Raw genomic sequence first — 23,893 nt, 5'->3', positions numbered from 1 at the left:
CAGGTCTCTTTCTATGTTATCGTTCTTAACAGTAACGTAAGGGGGGCGTTAGTTCGACTCAGTGGTTTGATTTTGTCCTTGTGCAGGCAGCTCTTTATTTCGTCTGCGCAGTTGGCGAAAAAATTGAACGAGCAAATCAGCGCATTGTTCACGGAGCACCCCTTCCCGTACTTCAGCACGGTGGTTAAAGCGGGGCTCCTGCATCAGGTTCATCAAAGTGCCTCCACAGCCTGCCTTGGGGTCAGGGGTACCAAATACAACATAGGGGAGGCGTGATTGTACAATAGCCCCTGCACACATCGGACAGGGCTCCAATGTGACATAGAGGGTGCAATCAAGCAATCTCCACGCTCTGAGGTGCTCGCTAGCCTCTCGAATGGCTATCATCTCGGCATGGGCGGTAGAATCTGCTGTCGTTTCTCTAAGATTGTATCCTCTTCCGATGATCTGATCTTGATGCACGACGATAGCGCCAATAGGAACTTCACCTATAGCTTCGGCTTTACGAGCCTCTGCAATGGCTTGCTGCATCCAATATTCATGCGTGCGCTCATCAGCGAGGGAGCAGGGTGTAAGGTCATCGATAGGGTTCATTCGGGACTCCTTTATAATTGATCATGTTCTGTTATTCCTCGAACAAATATTCGCTGTTAACAGGATGTGAATAACTCTGTGGATAAATAGGTTGTTATACACAAATTTGTACACATCTTATCCATAACTGCTCACAATTTGTGAATAACCTGTTGATAAACTAGCTTAATTGTAGGCAATTTAACGATAAAATTCAACTCTGACAAGCATAACTGATCCATCTCGGAAGGATAAGGAAAATATGGAGTATATATAGAGCAAATGAATAGACAAAATCATTCGAACTCGTTATGATCATGTAGTTAGACCCAAAATAAGCCAAATCCGTTACAGGTACGGTAGAGGTGACGTATGCGATTATCCATTAAGGGCAAGCTTTCCATATCCATTTCGTGCGCGCTCCTTCTTGCATTGCTTCTCCATATGGTGCTGAATTATTACACCACCAAGGACAAGCTAATAGAGGAAATGGAGGCACGAATGGAAGTCATTACGCAGCAAATATCCATATCCATGCGTCAGTCTCAGTATGCGGATCACGTTGTGGAGGATCTGCTGGGAGAGAAGCTGCACATGGCATCTATTTATGCTGCGAGCCAGCTTCCAAATGACATTCGTGACATTACGAATGAACAGCTAAAGCAGATTAGTAATGAAGTTGGTATCTCTCAAGTTTCGTTATTGCAGAAGACGGAGGACGGTCGGGATATTATTATCCGGCGATCATCCGATCCTGCGGAAATTGGTATGTCTACAAAAGGCTGGGGCTTTTGGTTTACCGCGTTTCAACAGCTTTTGGAGTATAAGCAGGTATGGATCGCGGAAGGGCAAGGTCGGAAGCATTTCTGGACGGGGCCGTTTGATGTTTCCACCTCCAATCCCAATCATATTGACAAGTGGGGATATTATTACGATGGAAAACGCAATTATATTATTAATCCGTATATTCAGGATACTGCCGGTATCCAAAGCAGCTTTCAACTAACGAAGCCAGACAAGATTATTGAGCAGACACTTGATAAGCAGTTAAACGTATTAGAAATAACAGCTTTTAACCCAGAGGCGTTTGGCAAACCTCCAATTATTACTAAACGGGTTGACGGGATCAGATATGTACGTCCACAGGATCAGCCTATTCTATATGGCACTTACACATATGCAGAAGTGGAAGATTATGAACGAGTAGCACAAGTTATAGAAGAGGGGCAATCACAATTTGTAGAGACCAATATTAAGGGTGAAGCCGTCGTCAAAAGTTATATTACAGCCACTGAAGGTTTGAAGCCATACGTTATGACCGTGGTGATGGATGCCAAGCCGTTATTTGATACACTGCATGAACAGTTGATGCAAAGCGTCGCGATTGGCTTAGTACTGTTAGAAATCGTATTGGTGGGGAGTTATTTCCTGGCGGGGTTCTTAATCCGACCTCTACAGTATATTGTGCAAAAAGTAAATATGATGGCGATCGGACAGTTTAACACTACCTTGCGGATTAAACGAAGTGACGAATTAGGTTTGCTAGCATCGCGAATCAATCTGATGGCAGACAATCTTTATCAATCCACAGAACGATTAAGAACGCTGTATGAAGAGAATCGGGCGATGAAGCATCATTTGGAATCCTTTATTAATCAGTCTACCGATGCGATACATGTAACGGATCTTCATGGCAATATAGAACGAGTGAATCAAGCGTTTGTAGACATGTTTGGATGGAAAGAGCACGAGGTGCTTGGCAGAAAGCTGCCTACGATCCCGGCTGAGCTCAGCAAGCCTTATATAGAGATTGAAGAGAACTTAAGCAGTGGCAGAGCGGGTGGTGCTCAAGAGACTCTCCGTATCACTAAGGATGGTCGCATACTGGATGTAAGTGTGAGCACATCACCAATCCTTGACGAATCAGGACAGTGTATGGCTTGGGCCAGCATAACGCGGGACATTACAAGCAGGAAGCGTATGGAGGAGCTGCTGCGACGCTCTGAGAAGCTGACAACCGTTGGTCAACTGGCTGCGGGGGTAGCACATGAGATTCGTAATCCGCTTACAACATTAAAGGGTTTTATTCAACTACAACTACAGACGAGCAAAGTAAATCCTGTACATACGTCCATGATGCTGTCGGAGTTAGAGCGAATTAATCTTATTGTAGGGGAATTTCTTATTTTATCGAAGCCGCAAGCAGTTCGCTTTCAGGAGATGGATATCGGTCAAGTGCTGCATGATGTGTTGTCTTTTCTCGGTAACCATGCACAGATGCACAACATTGAGTTTGTCACTAGGTTTCAAGATGTTCCACTTGTGCTTTGCGAAGAGAACCAGCTTAAACAGGTGTTTATTAACATTGTGAAAAACGGTATTGAAGCTATGCCTGAAGGCGGAGAAATGGACATCTGCGTAGATCAGTTCGAGGAGGATCAAGTCCGTATTACTATTCGAGACTATGGGATAGGTATACCAGACGATCATTTGACCAGATTAGGGGATCCGTTCTTTACAAATAAAGAGAAGGGAACGGGGCTTGGTCTGATGGTATGTCAGCGCATCATTTACAATCATAAAGGTACCTTAGAAATTACGAGCAAGCTGCATGCAGGAACGACGGTTACAATTAAGCTGCCAGCAGCCAACATTTCAGCCTTTAAAATAAATGAAGAACGTGCCTATATCAAGATTCGTTAAGTTGTGCCGCCTAACAGAACAGAGGCTGCTTCGCAGTAGGTTATCCTACGGCAGAAGCAGCCTCTGTTGGTTGTTCATGAAATTGGACCGAGCCATTAAGAGCCTGCGGCAGGTTGTTTGTTAGACGTAAACTTTCTAAGAATAGATACCTCAACACGACGGTTCTGCGCTCGTCCTGTATTGGTATTGTTGGATGAAACAGGATGATACTCCCCCATACCTACTGCTTGGAATAACTTCGGATCAAGTCCGGACCGTCCAAGCACAATCTTCATAAAGTTCACGGCACGTGCTGAACTTAAATCCCAGTTGGATTCGTACTTGCTGTTCTTGATCGGCACGTTGTCGGTGTGTCCGCTGATCACGATCTGATAGCCGGTATATTGTTTGATCATATCACCAATCGTTAAGGCAAGCTGTTTCGCACCTGGCTTCAGATCCGATTTTCCGGAATCAAATAAAGCACTGTCGTTAATCGTTATTTTGAGCTCGGAATGATTCAGCTTTGTGTTTAACTGATCTGTAAGACCATTTTTGGAGATGTAATCGTTAACCTTGTTCTGTAGTTCTTCAAGCTGCTTTTGTTCTTGCTTTGCTTGGAGCGCAAAGCGTTCTTGCGCCTTGTCAGCAGCAGTCTCGAATTTACGATCCTTCTCCTCACTTTGTTCCTCTGGCTTACGCCCGCCTTGAGGAATTACGGCGTTGTTATCGAGAATGCCGTTGCCTGCACCGCCGCTGTTAAGAGCAGTGCTAAATGCTTGGCTCATTTCTTGGAACTTCTGTGCATCAACGGCTGACATTGCATATAAAACAATAAATAGGGCGAGGAGCAGTGTCATCAGATCGGCATACGGTATGAGCCAGGATTCATCTGCATGCTCTTCGTGATGCTCTTTCCGTGTTTTCTTACTCACTCACAGCCTCCTCCTTCGTATTCATCCGATTACGCTCAGCAGGTGTCAAGAAGACAGAAAGCTTCTGATTGATCGCGATCGTAGATACACCGGATTGAATGGATAAGAGTCCTTCTACCATCATCAATCGAATTTGAATTTCGTTATGGGATAGCCGTTTAAGTTTGTTGGAAATGGGATGCCATAACACGTAACCAGTAAAAATACCCATAAGCGTAGCAATAAAAGCTGCGGCAATCGCATGAGCGAGTTTACCCATATCGGACATATCCGCCAATGCGGCAATCAACCCGATAACCGCCCCTAGCACCCCTAGTGTCGGCGCATACATACCAGCCTGGGAGAAGATAAGTGCGCCACCACGGTGACGTTCTTCTGTTGCGTGAATGTCTTCCATGAGCACGTCACGCACAAAGTCCTGGTCATTACCATCAATAATCATCCGCATGCCGCCGCGTAGAAAGTCGTCGTCAATCTCATCTATGCGGGATTCCAACGCCAATAAGCCTTCACGGCGTGTAATGGATGCCCATTCCATAAAGAGTTGAATTAGCTGTACGCGATCAACAAGATGTTGCTTGACGAACAACAGCTTAAATAGCTTCGGAACTTTTTTAAGTTCGCCTAGCGGGAACGCCACAAATACGGAGGCGGTAGTTCCGACAATAATGATCATAAAAGCTGCGGGATTATACAAACTTGTAAGAGAGGCTCCTTTCAGAACCATCCCCACCAGGACAGCAGCAAGCCCGAGGACTATGCCTATAATCGTTGATTTCTCCATGTTCTACATCCACCTCATCCATGAGTATAATGATGCTTCCTGCGCTCTCTTTCGACGGTATTCACCGTCATTATAGAAAAAATGATGCAACATCCTATTTATCGGCAAAATAGCACCAAAAATTTAGACGTCTAGCTTGAACCGTTCTGTAAAGTTAGACTTCGCATTGGTGTAAGATGGGCATTATGCTACAATACGAAGTAATTTGTAATGCAGTATAAAGGAGCGAATAGAAATGGGCATGCCTTTTACTAGACCCTATAAAGATATTTTGCAGGAATTAGCCGCAGCAATAGGTCAGATACCGGACAGTTACTCTTTTTTTGAGATGGAGTCGGAGGACTGGCAAGCAATGAGTGAAGAAGAGCGCAATGAGGTGTTGGAAGCGCTGGCAGACGATTTATTTTATGGATTAGGGCAGGAGCCTATTTTATTTATTGGAAGCGGAAGTGCACAGCATGATCGGCAATTTCATGTTATTGAAGTAATGAAACAAAATGAGGTTATTGCCAAGGTGCAGTTGGTAGACTCATCGGAGGCATAAGTAGATAGGTAGATGTGTAGATAGGCAGGACTTCTAAATTGAATCGTCCTATTCTGGAAGCTAAGCGAGCCTGATCTAACTAATCTACACCTAAACTAAGCTGAATCTAACTAACCTAACTAAAACTAACAAACTAACTTAACCAATCTGGTGTCCTGGTGTTAAGTGTGAAGATCATAAGTAGAGCATGGGAAGGGGATATGACGATGTCATTATTATCACCGATCATACGCGCAGAGGAACTTTACAACAGAATTGCAGGCCGAATGGGTGGACAATGCAAACAAGAGCACGCAGCAAGTGCAGTTGCAATTGTGGATTGCCGATTTTGGCTGATGGAGCCAGAACGTGGACAAGCAGCATATAAGGAGGGACATCTTCCTGGTGCCGTATATTTCGACCTGGATCGGGATTTGTCAGCGCCAAAAGCGGAGCATGGCGGTCGTCATCCATTACCTCAGCCGCATGTGTTGGCGCAGCTGCTAACAGAAGCGGGGATAACACACGAGAGTGTGGTTGTAGCCTACGATGCGCAAGGCGGCGCTAACGCAAGCCGGTTGTGGTGGCTGCTGCAATGGCTAGGGCACGAGGGCGAAGTTCTGCTGCTTGATGGAGGTATCCAGGCGTGGGAACAGGCGGGTTACCCTTTGGAGCAGGCAGAAGCGGGGCGCGTGTTGGAGAATTGGTCCGCTGGAGTGGCAAGTTCAAGTTCGGGGGTAACGAGCAGCTATACACCTCGTGTACGCGATCATCTTGTTGCGAGTATGGAAGAAGTGGCGTCCAAGCTCGGGGACTCGCGCGTAAGGCTCGTCGATTCCCGTGAATCGCCCCGCTATCGCGGGGAAATAGAGCCGATAGACCCGAAAGCCGGACATATTCCCGGTGCAGTTAATGTGTTCTGGCAGCAAAGCCTCGATGAAGCGGGGCGCTGGCGGCCCGCGGCTGAGCAGCAAGCTCGGTGGAGCAGCATCGTAGGGGATGCAGATGAGGTGATCGTCTACTGTGGCTCAGGCGTCACGGCCTGCCCGAACGTGCTTGCGCTTTGGCAAGCTGGGTATACGAATGCCAAGCTGTACGCAGGAAGCTGGAGCGATTGGATTTCGTATAGCGGGAATCCGGTGGCAGTAGGGGAAGATTAGAAAGGCTTGTTTCTACATTTTAGTGTCCCTCATTTATTAGGACCGACAACACCTTCCGATGCTTCGCTTATCAATTAGGTACGTATGGAACGTATTTATAGATTTAATAAAACCACGTTCGAAGTACGTGGATACTGGGGTCATTCTCTGCACTCATCCTATAAGGGATGGGTGTTTTTTATTGTGCTGGGAAGCATAAGGAGTGCTTGTCAATCGGATATGTAGATGAATATAAAATTTGTTTGACTATACTATACAAGTATAATACTATACATGTATAGTAATAAAGAAGCCAGAAAGCTTCTATTAAGGAGGTCCCTATGTCTTTAAAGCATGGAATATTAGGATTACTTGCAAACGGCCCGATGACCGGATATGAGCTCAGCAACGATTTCAATACTTCGCTCAGCTTCATGTGGCATGCCCAGCAAAGCCAGGTGTATCGGGAGCTTGGGGATTTGGAGAAGAATGGGTATGTCACTTCAACAATCATTCCTCAGGAGGGCAAACCGAATAAAAAGCAGTATGCTATCTCCGACAGCGGAGTTCAAGAATTGGTGCATTGGCTAAACGAGTACCATTTCCAAGATTCGCTTAAAGTGCGCGACGCCTTCGTTTTACGAATTTTTTTCAGTGCCCGGGGAAATTCAGACAAGTTGAAGTCTGCCCTCCATGCTTATGTCGAGTGGAATAAGACTCTTTTAGGCCAACTGGATGCTATAGAACAACAATATCTCCCTCCAGAGCGGTTGCAGGCGGAATCAGATGCTTTGTACTGGTTGATTAGCTTGAAAAAGGGCCGTTATACTTTCCGTGCGAATGTAGAATGGGGCACCGAGACTTTAACTATATTGGAACAGCTCAATCATGGAGGGACGCAACATGAGTAAGCAACGAACAGGCTTGTATTTGTTGTTCACTTATGTCTTGACGTACGTTTCATGGACCATTTATGCCATCTACATCCATCGAATTGACAGCACCCTTAATTTTTCCGACCATATGGGAGTTTTAATGCTGCTAGGATTGATGGGGCCTACAATTAGTGCTTACCTCGCGATCGCCTGTACCAAGAAGCACGGTGGATTTAAAACGTACCATCAACAATTTCGTTGGAACTTCGGTTGGCGATGGCTGGCAATAGCCATTGGATTGCCTATCCTGTTAGGGGGGCTCGGATACATTTTTGGCTTTATACTCGAACCTGAAGGCATGCGTAGCTATGAAATAAGGGCCTTCTACACATTTTTACCAGCTTTGTTCAGCTCCATTGTATTTGGAGGATTGGAGGAGTTAGGGTGGCGCGGCCTGCTTCTCCCTAGCTTGTTAGTCCGACTTGGTTACTATCGCTCCACGCTGATCGTTGGTGTGGCCTGGACCCTTTGGCATATTCCACTGTTTTTCATTCCTGACTCAGGGCAATACGGCAACAACTTTGCCATTTATATGATCGAGCTAATAGGCTACAGTGCCATATTAACTTGGCTTTATGTGCGAACTTCGAGTGTGATTTTGGCTGTTCTGTTCCACGCTTCGTTTAATGCTATTTCTTATGTAGGTTTGTATGCACCCAAAGCTTCGACTTTGTCATATGCTGTATTTGCTATCGCGCTGGTGATCTTTGGCTTTGGACTTGTATCGAGGTTAAAGGAGCCGTCGAAATACGCTCTAACGGAGGGGCCCCAGAGGGACGCTAAAGCAAGTGTTTAAGCTGTCCTGTTAGATTGATATTGCTAAGTGTAGTTCTGCTATTTCTGTTGTCGGCTTGCAGCGGTTCTAAGGAAGTTTACAAGGGATACCAGATTTGACTGTCCAAGCAGGCAGCATCGAGCTATCTTCCGCGGTGAAGTCAAGGATTGTAGACATCTAAGATGATGTAAATACAGAGCTGTTCCAAACGATCCTAAAAGATTCTAGTCTAACGATGCCATACGTGGCGCTTGGTGAAACCGTGCAAATTCAATTTAACAATAAGACTCCACGATCCTGCACCTTATTGGATTACGTACTAAACGAAGACGGTACGCTTAAATATACTAAACAAGCTACTCAGACGATTGACATTAAATTTGAGGGCAGTACCGGCTCTTTTATTCTACAAGAAAATAGGTCAGCAAATTTAAGCTCAAACAGGCTACTAGGTAAATTCCTCAATCAGGTGTTTCCAGTACTCATCGTATAACGAAGGATGAATGGGGGTAAGGTGATATACGCTACAAAAAAATTTCCATAAAATGATTGACGGCGAAATCGTAACCGTTTACTATTTAATTATTGTAGAAATATTTATCGAGATAAATAAATGTCGGACCAGCAAGGAGAATGTATGGAACCCATTGAATCTTGTGTACAAATTGGTAGTTTGCTGCGTGTCATAGATACTAAACATTCAAAGATCGTTAATCAATTTTATGCACCGCAAAATCTTACGGCTCCCTCGATCAACATTTTACTTTTGCTAGAGAATGAAGGTCCTTTAAGAGTGGGGGACATTGGTGCTGTCCTGAATATGGTAGATAGTAATGTGTCGGCGGTATGTTCTCGACTCGAAAATATGGAATTGGTAAGCAGGGTTCGAATGAAAGATGACCAGCGGGTGGTCAAGATTCAGTTAACCGATAAAGCACAAGAGCGAATGCGGGACATTAAGGCCAACGTAAGGGATTTTCAGCAATTGTTTGTCAAACATGCATCGCAAGAGGATCTAAACGATATTTTGCTAGGCTTAAACAAGCTTGATCAATTACTTGAAAAAGTACTTAAAGAAAAAACAGAATAACTTAAACATAAGGAGCGGGGGTGCAAATTTTTTTAACTAAATAACCAAGTAAACAAATAAATATTATAAGAATTAAATGTTTGTAGTAGCCCAAATGGAACTATCATGCTGTGCTCATAAAGGTTCACTAAATGTTAGGGAGGCAGATTTATGTTGAGAAAAAGAGGTCTACGCGCTGCTATTGTTCTTCTTTTGGTGTCGTTGTTTGCGGGTGCATGCAGTTCATATCCAGTTGTTACTACTGATAAAGGTGGCTTGTCGGGGGAGGGAGGCAATCTGATTATCGCGATTAAGGATGATCCGAAGACATTTAACCCGATTTATGCGGGCGACAGTATGTCTCTAACGATTAATAACGCATTGTATGCCCCTTTATTAAGTGTGAACAACGGAGAGAAGAAATTCGTATTGGCCGAAAGTTTGACCGCTGCGAAAGATTTAAAGAAATTTACGCTCAAGCTGCGCGCAGGACTAGTCTGGCATGATGGGCAGCCGTTAACTGCGGACGATGTTCTGTTTACCTTTAACAGCATCCTTGATGAGAAGCAGCATAGCTATTTTCGCAGCTCGTTTGTGCTTGACGGTAAGCCAATAAAGGTGAACAAAGCTGACGAGCGAACTATCGAATTTGTGCTGCCACAGGCTTCGGCGGCGTTCGAAAGCGCGCTCGTCCAGATCGTTCCGATTCCGAAACATATATTTGAGGGTGAAGCAGATCTGGAGAAAAGCGACAAAAATTATAGTCCTGTCGGATCAGGTCCCTTCAAATTTAAAGAGTACCGTGCAGGTGAATATGTTCTTGTGGAACGTGCGGACACTTATTTTTCCGAGAAATCCAAGCTAGATTCAATTACATTCCGTATCGCCAAGGAAAATAATTCGGCTGTGCTTGCGCTTCAGAATGGCGAGCTTAACATGCTGCGTGTGGAGCCACAGGATTATGCCAAAGTAAAAGCTGCGGGCCATGCAAAGCTAATGATGTTCCCATCGGGTGGCGTAACTACGATGGTGTTTAACATGAATATCGACAGGATGAAACAGAAGGAAGTACGGCAAGCCATCGTGCATGCACTTGATAAGCAAGAGCTAATTCAAGCAGGCTTTTCCTCAACGGAGTTTGCAGAGCCGGCGGCGTCTATTTTTTCGCCTGACACCTTGTATGTAAAGAAAGAGCTGCCTACTTACCCTTATGACAAAGACAAGTCGAAGGCATTACTAAAGGCAGCTGGAGCGGAAGGGTTGAAGATTCGATTTGCTTACTTTAGCGCGAGTACGCCGGAAACCAATATGGCGCTCTACTTGCAGCAGAAATTAAAAGAGGTCGGTATTCAGGTAGAGCTGATTCCACTGGATGGAGCGGCGCTTGGCAAGAAGGCGCTAAACAAAGACAATACGGACTATGACATGTCCTTTGGCGGTTACAGTATGGGATTTGAGCCGGATGCTTATAAGGTACTGTACTTAAGTGATGCGGCTTACAATTATTCACATTACAAAAATGAGCAGTTCGATCAATGGTGGCAGCAAGCTGCGGTTGAAACGGATGCCAACAAACGCGCACAGCTGTATGGACAAATTCAAGAGTTGTCAGCACGGGAAGTGACCACTTACCCAATAGCTTATGGCAAGTCTATCATCGCGATTGATGCTCGATTTGCTGGCATAGAGGAAGCTGTAGCGAAGCCTGTCGTAATGTTTGATGATTTTGCGAAGTTATACAAGCAGAAATAAGACTACAACGGATGGGCGAAGGGAGCGCTGTCCAGAAGGAGTAACAGTTGAAAAAGTATTTACTACGACGATTGCTTCAGCTTATTCCGATGCTTCTATTTATCTCAATAGTTTCATTTGCGCTTATTCGCCTAGCTCCTGGTGATCCTGTTATGTCGTTTGTCACGCCAAACATGAGTCCCGACGATATAGAGCGAATTAGAGCCAGTATGGGACTAGATCAGCCCTTGTATTTGCAATATGCGTATTGGTTGCAAAATGTTCTGACAGGTAATTTAGGCTATTCCCTGATCAATCATAGACCTGTGCTTGATCTCATAGTAGAGCGTATTCCAGCAACACTTGGGCTGATGGGATGTTCTTTGGTGCTCTCGTTAATTATCGGCATTACGCTTGGATTAGTCGCCGCACTGAACAAAAACAAGCCGATAGACCGTGTGCTCAGTTTTTTGTCTTATATTGGAATTTCGCTGCCTGGCTTATGGTTTGCCATGATTCTAATTTATGTATTTTCAATCCAACTTCACTGGCTGCCTAGTCTTGGGATGCGGACCATCGGTGTAAATTCAGTCTGGGATGTGATTCTGCACGGTGTGATGCCATGTCTTGTGCTCAGTATTACGAGCATCGCTGTATTTATGCGTTACATTCGTTCTAGCACGATCAGCCAGTTGGAAGAGGACTATGTAAATATCCAGTATGCTTACGGATCAACGAGCACGGTTATTTTGTTCCGACACGTATTACGTAATGTACTTCTTCCCGTTATTACTATATTAGGCTTGTCACTGCCAGAGATTATAACGGGTGCTTTTATTGTAGAAAGTATTTTTTCGTGGCCTGGTATGGGCTCCCTTGGCATCAACGCCGTCTTTAGTCTTGATTATCCGATGATTATGGGGATCACGATGATGTCGTCATTTTTACTTATATTTGGAAATCTGCTAGCTGATATGATGTATGGTGTGGTTGATCCCCGAATTAAATCGATGAGGTGAACAAGATGAACCGAATGAGATGGACACTGCTTGTTAGTCAGCTTCGGACACAAAAGTCGGCTTTGATCGCCTTGATTATATTAGGAATATATGTGTTGGCGGCGCTAGCTGCGCCACTTGCACCGCACGACCCGAATACGATTCATCTGGATGAGAGGCTGCTCCCTCCAAGCGGACAGCATTGGTTTGGCACAGATGATAACGGGCGCGATTACTTTGCACGTGCTTTGTATGGTGCCAGAGTCTCGTTGAGCGTTGGCATACTTGCCATGTTGGTATCCGTTACGATCGGCACAATAATTGGGGCGATCAGCGGGTATTTCGGCGGCAAGCTGGACACTTTCCTAATGAGAAGTATCGACATTGGCATGTCGCTGCCTTCCTTTTTCCTCATGCTCATATTAAATGCTTACTTGAAGCCAGGAGTGGTCACCATTGTGCTCATCATTGGCTTGTTAAGCTGGATGTCGATCTCACGTATCGTAAGGGCGGAGACGATATCAGTTAAAGAGCGGGAGTATGTGCTGTACGCGCGAGTATCGGGGCAAAGCACCTTCCGTATTATTTTTCGTCATATTATTCCGAGTATTGTGCCTACAATTGTGGTCGCCGCAACGCTTAATATTGCAGGTGTTATTATGATGGAATCGTCGCTCAGCTTTCTTGGGCTTGGCATTAGTCCACCAGATGCATCTTGGGGCAGCATGTTAAACAACGCCAAAGGTTATATCGGGGAAAACCCTACGCTTGCGTTGTTTCCTGGGCTGCTTATTTTAACGACAGTGTTAGCCTTTAACTACTTGGGTGATGTGTTTCGCGCCGCATTTGAACCGAAAGTGAATCGGCGATAAATATGACTAATGGAGTGAGGACCATGACTGAGTTGTTATCTGTTGATCAATTGCGGACCTCTTTTTTTACTCGTGACGGTGAGGTGCAGGCGGTCAGAGGTGTCAGCTTCTCGATCAAGGAGGGTGAGCTGATTGGTATTGTCGGGGAATCAGGGAGCGGCAAAAGTGTCACAGCTAAATCGCTCTTACGCCTAATACCCCCTTCCGGTCAAATCGTGGGCGGTCAATCGAAGCTGCGAGGAGTGGATTTGCTTAGCTTGCCAGAAGAGAAGCTGCGTAAAGTCCGAGGTCATCAGGTGGCGATGATCTTTCAGGACCCTATGACGTCGCTTAATCCAGTGTTGACAGTAGGCGCGCAATTAACCGAGGTGCTAAGGCGTCATCAAAAGTTGAGCAGGCGGCACGCACGTCAGGAAGCGATTGAATGGCTAAGACAAGTTGGCATCCCCTCGCCGGAGATTCGAATTGATCAATATCCGCACGAGTTCAGCGGCGGAATGCGCCAGCGGGTTATGATTGCTATGGCTTTGTCCTGCAAGCCGGACTTGCTTGTTGCGGACGAGCCAACAACCGCGCTTGATGTGACTATTCAGGCGCAAATTCTTGCCTTATTAACAAACCTGTGCAAAACAACAGGTACGTCGGTACTGCTGATTACGCATGATTTGGGTGTGGTGGCACAAGTATGCTCTCGTGTTATTGTCATGTACGGTGGTCTGATTATGGAAGAAGGGACAGTGGAGGATATCTTTAGTGCCCCGCAGCATCCTTATACCAAAGGGCTGCTGCGTTCGATACCGAGGATGCGCGAGGGACGGCGTGAGCGACTGGTTCCTATTGAAGGTTCGCCGCCCAACTTGCTTAATCCACCTTCGGGCTGTCCATTTATGGAAAGATGCCCGCAAGCGTCGAGTGAATGCCTCATACTACCCCCATATGTAGAATCAAAACCAGGACATCGATCGCTCTGCTGGCTTACGGTGGCACGAAAGAGCGAACGCCAGGAGGGACTACAGTGAGCGATAACAGTTTGTTGGAAGGACGTGGGCAAGCGAGAACAGGTAAGACACCGTTACTGGAAGTCCGCAGATTAGCGAAGCATTTTACCATTGAGAAATCTTTGTTCGGGAGAACAACGAAGGTACTTAAAGCGGTTGACGATGTCAGCTTTCATATTCATCGCGGCGAAACGTTCGGTCTTGTGGGAGAGTCAGGTTGTGGAAAGTCGACGACGGGGCGCAGTGTCATTCGACTTTTTGATATTACCTCAGGTGAAATTTGCTATGAGGGGATCGACTTGGCTGGCATGAATGAGAGGCAGCTTAAGCCCTATCGGCAGAAAATGCAGGCGATTTTCCAAGACCCCTATTCTTCGTTGAATCCCGGCATGAACGTAATGGAACTGATTAGCGAGCCATTAGAGATTTATGGCGGATACAGCCGCTCCAATCGGCGCGACCGCGTTATTGAGTTGTTGGAACGAGTAGGATTAAAGCGCGAGCATGCAGATCGCTATCCCCACGAATTTAGTGGGGGGCAAAGGCAGCGCATAAGCATTGCAAGATCGATTGCTTCGGGTCCAGAGTTTGTACTGTGTGATGAGCCGATTTCGGCACTGGATGTATCTGTGCAGGCTCAAGTAGTCAACATGCTGGAGGATCTTCAGCAGGAACTGGGGTTGACCTATTTGTTTATTGCGCATGACCTGTCAATGGTGCGCCATATTTCGAATCGCATTGGTGTGATGTATATGGGCAAGCTGGTGGAGGTCTCCTTTAGTGAGGAACTGTATACACATCCCGCACATCCTTATACTGAAGCACTTCTTGCGGCAATTCCAATTCCAGATCCGAAAGTCTTAATGCCAACCGATAGGCTGCTGCAAGGTGAATTGCCAAGTCCAATCGATGCTGCTATCGGCTGCAAATTCCGGTCTCGTTGCCCATATGCCTCCCGCCGATGCGGTGAAGAAGAACCGGTGCTTAAACGTATTGCCCCAGGCCATTATGCGGCGTGCCATTTGCATGAATGATCTTCCCACTAAATTAAAGCAGTACGGCCAAAAGGAGAATGAACAAGATGAACCCCGATATCAAACTTTCGCAGCATACCGCTATTTTGCTAGAGCGGGCACGACGCTTTAACGTTACTGATGCTGATCTGCTTACTTGTATTACAACGGGTGACACTGCCCCCTTACAAGTTGCTGCTGCTCAATATTACAGCTATGACGAGTTTGTGACCTATGCCCGTACTCATCATGAACGGTTAGAGGATGCAGTCCGTTTTGGCTATCAAATGAAATTTAATACACCAGGGGGAGTACAGATTTGGTTACAAGAAAGATTTGGCCTTGAGCCGAAGGTGGATTACGAAGTATTGACGGGTCGGTTGGAGCAAGTACAGCTAAATGATGAACAGGTTCGAGTATTAGGTGAAACGCTAGCTGACAACTGGGTCATAATAGAACAAGGCGCGCTTGTAGACCGCGCGCTGCTGGTGACGGACAGCAGTGGTGTTGGTATGCCGTCTGTGGCAAAAGGCGAACTTCGGACGTTAACTTTAGTTATTCGGTCGGAGCTTGCGACTGTATATCAACAATTCAAAAGAAATATGTAATGAAGCTTGTTTGCCAGTTCATCTGGCTGTTCAGCTATTTTCCCGAGGGGTCCCATAACAATTATGGGGCTCTTTATCTTTGTATTGGCGTAGAATAAGTCGATTTTTCACTATAATTGAGAATGTTTATCATTTATAATGAGGGAAATGACTAACAAGGATATGCAGAATGAATACGAAACCAATTGTAAGGTTAGCCAAATATTATTCCCTATCAGGAGATAGAACGATGCTTACGTCTGCTACTACAAACACGAAAATAGTTTCGCCTGCTCATTACTTTTATATGCCCACTCAAGTCGAACCATTAAATACGAGTAGCTTTTGCGGCAATCAGGTTGACGTTCCGAACGATGGTTGCATCATTATCGTGTGGGGTGGGACAGGAACACTAGCTGTTAATGGGTGTGAACACCAGATGTCCAGAGGCAGTGTGTTTCTTTGTAATGGCTCGTCTTTGCCTCATCTATACATGAAGCCCGATGCCGACCTACATGGTATTGTCATCATGTGCCGTTGTATCTCCGTTCATGCGGCTGGTTCGCAAGGGTTGGATTCTCCTGTGCCGATACATCGTTGTCCCAGCGCCATCATGAGGTTGTCTGGGGAGATAGGTATGATTTGGAGGGAACCACAATTGGGCGGTCCGTTCAGGTTGCAGCAGCTTTTTACAGAGCTGCTAACAGCACTGCACGAGGAGTTAGCATCCAGACAGGGGTCTTCTCCTAATTCATGGCTAGAAAAAGCCCTGTGCTACATGGAGGCCCACTATCGGGAGGAGTTGACACGCGAGCAGATGGCAGACCAATCAGACGTAAGCCCAGAGCATTTTTCACGTATGTTTCGAAAGTATACAGGGCGTACCTTTAATGGCTATTTAACCTTGATTCGAATACGAAGTGCCCAGCGTCAGCTCTTGACTGGCATGTCCAGCTTACATGTGCTGGCGCAGGAGGTTGGCTATAAAGAAGGAGCTTATTTGAGCCGGAAATTCAAAGAGGCTGTCGGACTATCACCTACCCATTATTTACGGAAGAAAAAGCGTATTGCAGCGTTGAATCTGAATCATACAGCCAGTTTGCTGGCGCTTGGCGTTACACCGGAGATTGGTGTTTATACGTCTTGGCTAGAGCGGGTGCAGCAAGCCTCAGGAAAAATACAGAAGCTAGATCCATATGACAGCACACCCGCTGCCTATTATGAAGCAGTAGCTTCTTCACAGCCTGATGTGATCATTAGTTACAACACGGCACCAGAGAACAAAAGCTTACTGCCTTTGGCTCCCGTGGTAGAACTGCCATTTATGACGATGAGTTGGCGTGAGCAGTTCCGTCTTCTAGCCGATATTGTTGAACGGCGCGCGCAAGCTGAAGAGTGGCTGCAACGATTTGACGATCTCGTGCGTGTCTCAAACGAGTCGCTGGACCACCAATTAGGTAGTCGGGGCACGGTTATTGTATGGGAAATCGGAAAGCACAAGGCCTATTGCTTTAGCAGCAGTTATGGCAGGGGATGTCAAATTCTATACGACGATCTAGGTTTTTGTATGCCAGAACAGCTGATAGAAGAAGGGATCGTATCCAGGGGGTTTGTGGAAGTGGAATTAGAGGCGATAGCAAACTACCCTGCGGACTATATTATAATAACGGAGCTGCCGTCCTCTACTGCTAGTCAAGAGAAGCTAGAACGGTTATTTGCGTCGGCAAGGTGGCAAGCACTAAAGGCTGTACAACAGAATCAGGTGTACCTATTAAATGATGCGGAATTGTTTTGCGGGTATGATCCGCTTTCCTCGCTCGCGCAGCTTCATGAACTGGTGCAGGTGCTCAGTGGTTCACATCACAATAATATAAGAAGATAGATCACTTTAAGGCATGGCCTAATCCCTGACTTCGTTGTAAAGTTATGAATGATAATCATTATCATTCATAACGAGGAGGAATTACATTGCGTATAACACAGCAGGGCAGCAGACGCTTCCTAGCTTTTATCTTATCCGTTGTATTTGTTGCAGGATTTGTATTATCGGGTTGCGGGAACACGCCGTCATCAAATAGTGATGCAGGTGGGACGAAATTACCCTCCGATAAAGCAGTGACCCCACAAGCAGGGGAGGTCAAGACGATCTCTACTATTAACGGTGACATTGAAGTTCCGGTTCACCCGCAGCGGATCGTTGCGGAGGAGTACTTGGGGAGTTTGATCGCCTTGGAAGTAATTCCAGTAGGTGCGCCGGAATTAACCATCAAAAATTATTACTTTAAGGAAGCACTCGCTAGTGTTGAAGATAGTGGTGTGTACGGTAAGCCTTCGGCTGAACGTATTATGAGTCTGAATCCGGACCTCATTATTACGGGCAATAAGGATAGCTATGAGCTGCTGAGCAAAATTGCTCCAACCCTAGTAATCCCCTATGGACAATTAAAAAATGTTCATGAGGAATTAACCTATTTTGGAGCTCTTTTTGGCAAGGAAAAAGAAGCCGAGGCATGGTTGGCTGAATATGACCGTCGCATTAAGGAAGCCAAGGCCAAGGTGGATGCCGTCATTCCTGCTGACGCTTCGTTTTCGATTATGGAAGATGCGGGCAAGCGGATTTTAGTATATGGAGATAACTTTGGACGGGGCGGACAACCGACCTATCAGGCATTGGGACGCAAGCCTCCGGGCGGAATTGCGGATGAGATTATGAAGAAACAATGGGCTGAAATATCAGCCGAAGTGTTGGACAAATATGCAGGTGACTATATTATTATGACTTCAAATGAACGGACTGTAGCAGATTTTAAAGCGGATACGATCTGGTCGAGTCTGCCAGCAGTCAAGAATGGGCGCATCTACGTATGGCCAGAAGAGCGTTCCTGGTACTATGATCCGCTCGCGGTCCTTGCACAGACGGAGGAACTAGCGGAGTGGCTCACGAAGTCAGCTAAATAAATGATCCGAGAGCGCTTCACATTCGAATGCTGCGGTAAGCAGTGATCAGGATGATGGAGCGTTCTTGTTTGCGTACACACAGACCTCCCTCTGCGGACGCACCCTTTGTTGTGAGCTTACTAAGACTTTTGACTGAGCTGCGCTCCGTCTCAAGGCTATATCACGAGCTTACAGTTTAATGGTAATATGAGGTAACATAGGGGCTATAAGCTTAAAAAAGCTTACAAAGAGGGAGGGATGGAATTTGCCGAGTAAATTTACATTCGCTCACAAGTGGGCCTTTGGTATGCTCGCTTTTCTGGCGATCTTGATAGGGACGTATGCTTTTATGCTGTATGGCTCACCTGCAAGTATCCGCGAACAGCCTTTTGTGATGGGTAAAAAAAGTTTGCCGGAGCTGTGGTATGCTATTTTATGGCTGCACGCACTTTGCGCAGGAGTCGGCTTGGCCATTGGGTGGCTGCAATTTAGGCGACGTTTGCGGCTTCGCAGACCTCTAGTCCATCGCACCATCGGCATCCTTTATACGGTTATGATAATAGTTGGAGGGGTAACTGGGCTGTACTTATCGTGGTATGCGGATGGAGGCTGGATCGCAAAAGCTGGCTTCGCGATGCTGTCTAGCTTCTGGTTGTTTACGCTTTACCGCAGCTTGTACAGCTTATTTATAGATCGTGAACCGGTCGAGCATGGGCGATGGATGATTCGTAATTATGCACTTTCCTGTGCGGCCATATCACTGAGAGTTTATATTCCATTAGGCGCGGTACTGTTCGGCTACACCGACACCAACGACACATTTGGGGTCATCGCTTGGTTGTGTTGGTTGCCGAATTTGCTTATAGCCGAGGCAATTATAAGGCGCATGTATGCAGTTAAGATGCACGGTAGAGCTTCATCGTATTAAGAAATAGGATGTAGAGGATGGAGGAAATCAAGAGGGATGCTGCATAAAGAGATGGATATGAGGCTTTTAACTGTCGATGATGCTGAGTCACTTCTTCATTTAAGGAAAAGTAACCGTCAGTTTCTTCAGCCTTTTGAGCCGCTGTATGAGGACAATCATTATACGCTTGAAGAACAGCAGAGAATACTTACTTCTAAAGTAAAAGCAGCTGAAGCGGGTCAAGCGTATGCTTTTGGGATATTTGCCCGTTCGGAGAATCAACTGATCGGAAAAATCGAGTTGTCAGCCATTGCTCGAGGACCGCATCAAAATGCTAATATAGGGTATTTTCTTGATCAACACCATAACGGTAAAGGATATGCTACTGCGGCTGTGTCTTTCTGTGTCAACTATGCGTTTGATCATTTGAGCCTGCATCGAATCCAGGCAGGTGTGATGCCACGTAACGTTCCGTCCAAGCGTGTGCTAGAGAAGGCAGGGTTCCGCGAAGAGGGTCTAGCCTTGCGTTATTTAAACATTAACGGGGTATGGGAAGATCATGCTTTGTTTGCCATTACGACAGAGGATAGAGCGTAATGAACCGTTTGAGGCTCGATGACATCATGATGGTACGTGTTCATTTGCGGTAATTGTGAAGCAACTAGCAGCCAAGATACCCTGATTGAGGGCTTCCTGGCTGCCATCTATTCCAGCCAGCCTTTGTCTTGCGCCATGCGAATAGCTTCCATGCGGGTGGCGGCACCAAGCTTGCCGATCGCTTCCGACATGTAATTGCGAACGGTGCCATGTGATAAGAACAGCTTGTTGCCGATATCCTGCATAGTCAAGCCTTGAGCGGCCAACTGCATGACCTCACGTTCACGTGCAGACAGAGGACAGGGGTTATCCCATACTACAAGTGACAGCTCAGGGCTGATGACACGGCGTCCAGCATAGACTTGGCGAATGGCATCGGACAGCTCATCGCTTGGACTGTCTTTGAGCAGGTAACCCGATACACCTGCGGCCATTGCCCGCTGAAGGTAGCCAGGTCGTGCAAATGTAGTTAGCATAATGACTCGGCAGTTGAGCTGTTCTTGCTTAATAGCTTCTGCCACGTCCAGGCCCGTTTTGAGCGGCATTTCAATATCAAGAACCGCCAGATCGGGCTGCTGCTCACGTATAAGCGTAAGTGCGGCTTCGCCATTCTCGGCTTGTCCGACAACTTCAATATCATCTTCAAGCGACAACAAGGTAGCTAGTGCACCACGCAGTAGTCGCTGATCTTCACTTAGGATGACTCGTATCATCCGACTTCACCTCTCTGTTCACTGCGTAATACGCGCGGAATAATAAGATAAATACTAGTTCCGGCCTGAGGGGCGGAATCGATTTGCAGCTTGCCATCTACAAGGGCAAGCCGTTGCTTTAAGCCGGTCATGCCTGAACTGCCTGCACGATACTGGGCATTCAGGTTAAGTCCGATGCCGTTGTCCGTGACAGCTAGTCTTACTTGACCCTCTTCGATATATAAAGTAACGATACAAGAGTTGGCTTGACTGTGCCGGACTACATTAGTTACGACCTCACGGAAACACATCGCAAGGATCGTTTCCTGAAGGGGTGACAATGGCAGCGCTTCAGCTACCTCGATAGCAGATCGAAACGTATCGGTCTGTGTATGCTCATCCGTATTGCTTTTACCGCCTACAGCTTGTTGTTTAAGCTGTAGATGAATATCAGCTGCTGCGCAAAGGGTCTGGGCATGTTGATATTCCTCAACTAGCCGAACAATTTTCATCTCGGTCACAAGCTCACGCATTTGTTTTAACGCAGCTCGAGCAGTTTCGCGGATATCACGCGCTTCTGTAAGAGCGCGGTCAGGATCACGCGTAATCAGCTTCTCCGTTAATTCCCCCTTCAAGGAAATTAAAGATAAGGTATGTCCTAACGTATCGTGCAACTCACGGGCAATACGTTGGCGCTCTTCTTGCTGAGCCATACGCTCGAGTTGAGACGTGGCTGCCTGAAGTCTTTCGGCCATCTGTTTGTAGCGAGCGGAGGCTCTCATAATGAACGGTACGATTGCCACTCCAAAAATAGGCGGCAGCAGCATAATCAAAATAACGGGCCCCACTGTTTTCAGTTGTGGAATAGCTGCAAATATAGTACCAACTACAAATACAACAGACACACCCACCATAAATGACTGCTTCTGTCGGCTTAGGGACAAGGACATAAGAAAACCGATATAAGCAAACATCGGATGGTAGTAGGCAGTGAGAACGAGCAGGATGGCTAATTGGCATCCGAGCAATAATGGAGCTTGTTGGTGTCGCCAAAAGATCTCACGGTACGCAGCAGCAAATAATAACACAAGCAGGAGACCTGCCGCCAGCTTAACCGGAGGTTCCTGCAATACGAAATAAATGGCCACTAAGAGATTGGTGAGTGATACGGCAGGGGCCCATCCCTCTTCAGCAGGAAACATCCGCCATGCTGTCTTTTTCACTTACATCGCTTCCCGTCTATTCAGTATATATCCTGATAATACCATGAATAATATACCGCTAACTACGAGAATTAACCAATCCAGTAAAACAGGTGCACTTCCAGCAAGCATGTTCCAGGCTCCATGTGCAAAGCGGTAAGAGGGAAGCCATTCGCCAATGGATTGCATCCAGTGGGGGAGCGTACGAAGCGGCATCCATAGTCCTCCCAGAATAGCGAGACCCATATGCAGCATGTTGCCTATCGCGATGGCGGCATCAGCATTTTTCATAGTTCCTAAAATTGAGCCAAGAGCTAGAAACGGAAGGCTGCCTAACCAAAGCCATAATCCGCAAGACACCCATTGAGCAAGAGTAAGATCAAAGCTATACGTGAGTTGAGCTGCACTGAAAATTACTATAATGGTTAGCAAATGAATGCCCATATGTGCAATTAGTTTGCTGCCAATCCATACAGCCGGTGTTAGCGGTGTGAGTCGGAGCAGGCGTACCCAGCCGTCACGACGTTCATAGGCTAGTCGGATGCCAAACTGGCTGACGGCTGTTCCGATTAGGCTAAAGGCGGTCATCGACATGAGCGAGTATGAACCATAGGTCGTAGAGGCGATGCTTTTGTCAGCGCCATTCAAGCTAGCAAACAGGAAGTAAAACGCGAGTGGCATAAGTATGGAAAACAGCATAAAGAATGGGCTGCGGATAATACGTAAACTTTCGGCTTTGGTTTGAGCAAGTAACATGATAAGACTCCTCCTTAGATGGATAACGTTGGTTATGTATGACATGTTCATAATGAAATTTAGTAGGACAGGAACAGAACGGCGTAGTGATCGGAATAAAAAGGACATGCTTCTGGCATTAATACTCAAGATTTTGGTGAGCGGGCTGCTTACTGTTGGTTGGTAAGGATACGAAACGCTTCCTCGAGTTTGGCAGATTGAATTTCCAGGTCATATATGCCCCATCCTGACTGAAGCAGTGCCCCAACTAATATGTCTGTATTTTCAGCGTACAAATGAATGTGGTCAGCATGACGTTCGAACTTTACGACCCCTGGTAGCTGCATGAGCTGAGCATCTGACAAGTCGCATCCGGATCGAAATGAAATGGATCGCAGCGCGGATTGGGCCTTTAATTGAGCAGGCGTGCCTTCAGCCGCCACGCGCCCCGCCGCGATGATGGCGATGTGGTCGGCAACACCGTCAGCCTCGGTCAAGTCGTGCGTGGTCAGCACGACAGTCCGGCCATCAGCGGCCAATGTCCGGATCGTATCCCAGAAGCGGCCGCGAGCTTCAATATCCATGCCTACCGTTGGTTCGTCGAGCAGGATAAGTTCAGGATTGCCGGCCAAGCTTTGGGCGAAGGCCAATCTTCTGCGTTGTCCGCCTGACAATGCAGATGCGCGGCGCTTAGCTTCTTGCTGAAGGCCCGACAGGTCCAACAGGCGGGCTAGTGACAGCGGGTTCCGGTAGTAGCTGCGGAACAACTCCAGCACTTCTTTGACCGTCAGCCCATCAGCAGCTTTCACGTCCTGCATCAATGCCCCGATGCGCTGACGAATTTCTTTTGTTCCGGCGGGCATACCCAACACATTGATGCTGCCGGAGGTTGGTTTTTGCAAGCCAAGGATCATCGATATAGTCGTTGTTTTGCCGGCACCGTTCGGGCCGAGCAATGCACTAATTTGTCCTTGCTTGAAACGGAGATTTATATCATTTACAGCATGAAAGCTTCCAAATTGTTTGCTAAGTCCAGTACATTCGATTGCGTATGTCATTTGTCATCATCCTTTGACGAAGTATGTGTTTGCCGTTTATCGTGTGGCTATAATCATATTGTAGTATTACGCGTCATCGTCCGTTAGTGTACGATGTCATGAACTGCTGCTGACAAATGTCAGAATCAGAATCAGAAACGGTTCCCGTTCC

23 protein-coding genes are annotated in these 23,893 nt (G+C 46.5%); 16 read left to right on the top strand and 7 right to left on the bottom strand.

The features are described 5' to 3' along the window. Nucleotides 1-48: 48 nt before the first annotated feature. Nucleotides 49-594 carry a tRNA adenosine(34) deaminase TadA gene (gene tadA, locus H509_RS23940; RefSeq protein ID WP_051286745.1) on the bottom strand — a complete coding sequence of 182 codons (546 nt, stop codon included), beginning with the start codon at nt 592-594 and terminating at the stop codon, nt 49-51. A 351-nt stretch (nt 595-945) separates the two neighbouring features. On the opposite strand from tadA, the gene H509_RS0100875 reads away from it, so the two are divergent. Continuing rightward, nucleotides 946-3,276 (top strand): ATP-binding protein, encoded by a 2,331-nt coding sequence (locus tag H509_RS0100875; protein WP_028543402.1) that lies wholly within the window; start codon nt 946-948, stop codon nt 3,274-3,276. A 95-nt stretch (nt 3,277-3,371) separates the two neighbouring features. Here the strand turns inward: H509_RS0100875 and H509_RS23935 are convergent, their stop codons facing one another. Both H509_RS23935 and motA read right to left on the bottom strand, forming a co-directional pair. Further along, on the bottom strand, nt 3,372-4,190 hold the full coding sequence (locus tag H509_RS23935; RefSeq protein ID WP_036695765.1) for a flagellar motor protein MotB: 819 nt from the start codon (nt 4,188-4,190) through the stop codon (nt 3,372-3,374). Beyond that, entirely contained in the window at nt 4,183-4,974 is a 792-nt protein-coding gene (gene motA, locus H509_RS0100865; RefSeq protein WP_028543401.1) for a flagellar motor stator protein MotA, read from the bottom strand. Before motA ends, H509_RS23935 begins: the two co-directional genes overlap by 8 nt. A gap of 235 nt (nt 4,975-5,209) precedes the next feature. Here motA and H509_RS0100860 point away from each other — a divergent pair, with 235 nt between their 5' ends. The 15 genes from H509_RS0100860 (at nt 5,210) to H509_RS0100790 (ending at nt 20,055) form a co-directional block, all read left to right on the top strand. Continuing rightward, nucleotides 5,210-5,518 carry a DUF7167 family protein gene (locus H509_RS0100860; protein ID WP_028543400.1) on the top strand — a complete coding sequence of 103 codons (309 nt, stop codon included), beginning with the start codon at nt 5,210-5,212 and terminating at the stop codon, nt 5,516-5,518. 206 nt (nt 5,519-5,724) lie between these two features. Beyond that, nucleotides 5,725-6,657 carry a sulfurtransferase gene (locus H509_RS0100855; RefSeq protein ID WP_028543399.1) on the top strand — a complete coding sequence of 311 codons (933 nt, stop codon included), beginning with the start codon at nt 5,725-5,727 and terminating at the stop codon, nt 6,655-6,657. 320 nt (nt 6,658-6,977) lie between these two features. After that, a complete protein-coding gene (locus H509_RS26555; protein ID WP_051286744.1) occupies nt 6,978-7,547 on the top strand; it encodes a PadR family transcriptional regulator in 570 nt (189 codons plus the stop codon). Next, on the top strand, nt 7,540-8,367 hold the full coding sequence (locus tag H509_RS26550; protein ID WP_051286743.1) for a type II CAAX endopeptidase family protein: 828 nt from the start codon (nt 7,540-7,542) through the stop codon (nt 8,365-8,367). Before H509_RS26555 ends, H509_RS26550 begins: the two co-directional genes overlap by 8 nt. A 616-nt stretch (nt 8,368-8,983) precedes the next feature. Continuing rightward, entirely contained in the window at nt 8,984-9,436 is a 453-nt protein-coding gene (locus H509_RS0100840) for a MarR family winged helix-turn-helix transcriptional regulator (protein ID WP_028543398.1), read from the top strand. A gap of 150 nt (nt 9,437-9,586) precedes the next feature. Further along, nucleotides 9,587-11,167: an ABC transporter substrate-binding protein gene (locus H509_RS0100835; RefSeq protein WP_028543397.1), complete on the top strand. Its 1,581-nt coding sequence runs from the start codon at nt 9,587-9,589 to the stop codon at nt 11,165-11,167. Nucleotides 11,168-11,214: 47 nt separating this feature from the next. Beyond that, nucleotides 11,215-12,165 (top strand): ABC transporter permease, encoded by a 951-nt coding sequence (locus H509_RS0100830; RefSeq protein WP_028543396.1) that lies wholly within the window; start codon nt 11,215-11,217, stop codon nt 12,163-12,165. Between the two features lie 5 nt (nt 12,166-12,170). Further along, nucleotides 12,171-13,016, top strand: coding sequence for an ABC transporter permease (locus H509_RS0100825; protein ID WP_028543395.1), 846 nt, complete (start codon nt 12,171-12,173; stop codon nt 13,014-13,016). 23 nt (nt 13,017-13,039) lie between these two features. Further along, complete coding sequence (locus tag H509_RS0100820; RefSeq protein WP_028543394.1) at nt 13,040-14,035, top strand: ABC transporter ATP-binding protein; 996 nt, start codon at nt 13,040-13,042, stop codon at nt 14,033-14,035. Further along, nucleotides 14,032-15,048 (top strand): ABC transporter ATP-binding protein, encoded by a 1,017-nt coding sequence (locus H509_RS0100815; RefSeq protein WP_281169711.1) that lies wholly within the window; start codon nt 14,032-14,034, stop codon nt 15,046-15,048. Before H509_RS0100820 ends, H509_RS0100815 begins: the two co-directional genes overlap by 4 nt. Before the next feature lie 47 nt (nt 15,049-15,095). After that, nucleotides 15,096-15,635, top strand: coding sequence for a hypothetical protein (locus tag H509_RS23920; protein WP_051286742.1), 540 nt, complete (start codon nt 15,096-15,098; stop codon nt 15,633-15,635). Between the two features lie 229 nt (nt 15,636-15,864). Further along, a complete protein-coding gene (locus H509_RS0100805; protein WP_036695763.1) occupies nt 15,865-17,496 on the top strand; it encodes an ABC transporter substrate-binding protein in 1,632 nt (543 codons plus the stop codon). Nucleotides 17,497-17,582: 86 nt separating this feature from the next. After that, entirely contained in the window at nt 17,583-18,572 is a 990-nt protein-coding gene (locus tag H509_RS0100800) for an ABC transporter substrate-binding protein (protein ID WP_028543391.1), read from the top strand. 244 nt (nt 18,573-18,816) lie between these two features. Then, nucleotides 18,817-19,479 (top strand): DUF2306 domain-containing protein, encoded by a 663-nt coding sequence (locus tag H509_RS23915; protein ID WP_051286741.1) that lies wholly within the window; start codon nt 18,817-18,819, stop codon nt 19,477-19,479. Between the two features lie 51 nt (nt 19,480-19,530). Beyond that, the gene (locus tag H509_RS0100790; protein WP_245595951.1) at nt 19,531-20,055 is read left to right on the top strand and encodes a GNAT family N-acetyltransferase; all 525 of its coding nucleotides are present in this window, start codon (nt 19,531-19,533) and stop codon (nt 20,053-20,055) included. Nucleotides 20,056-20,162: 107 nt separating this feature from the next. On the opposite strand, the gene H509_RS0100785 is transcribed toward H509_RS0100790, so the two are convergent. The 4 genes from H509_RS0100785 to H509_RS0100765 form a co-directional block, all read right to left on the bottom strand. Further along, the gene (locus H509_RS0100785; protein ID WP_028543389.1) at nt 20,163-20,768 is read right to left on the bottom strand and encodes a response regulator transcription factor; all 606 of its coding nucleotides are present in this window, start codon (nt 20,766-20,768) and stop codon (nt 20,163-20,165) included. Next, nucleotides 20,765-21,970 (bottom strand): sensor histidine kinase, encoded by a 1,206-nt coding sequence (locus H509_RS0100780; RefSeq protein WP_028543388.1) that lies wholly within the window; start codon nt 21,968-21,970, stop codon nt 20,765-20,767. The genes H509_RS0100785 and H509_RS0100780 overlap by 4 nt, the downstream gene beginning before the upstream one ends. Next, nucleotides 21,971-22,705 carry an ABC transporter permease gene (locus tag H509_RS0100775; protein ID WP_028543387.1) on the bottom strand — a complete coding sequence of 245 codons (735 nt, stop codon included), beginning with the start codon at nt 22,703-22,705 and terminating at the stop codon, nt 21,971-21,973. Between the two features lie 149 nt (nt 22,706-22,854). Next, nucleotides 22,855-23,742, bottom strand: coding sequence for an ABC transporter ATP-binding protein (locus H509_RS0100765; RefSeq protein ID WP_028543386.1), 888 nt, complete (start codon nt 23,740-23,742; stop codon nt 22,855-22,857). Nucleotides 23,743-23,893: the final 151 nt, after the last annotated feature.

The organism is Paenibacillus taiwanensis DSM 18679 (assembly GCF_000425125.1).
Classification (GTDB): Bacteria; Bacillota; Bacilli; order Paenibacillales; family Paenibacillaceae; genus Paenibacillus_B; species Paenibacillus_B taiwanensis.
This window is presented reverse-complemented; position numbering and strand designations above follow the sequence as displayed.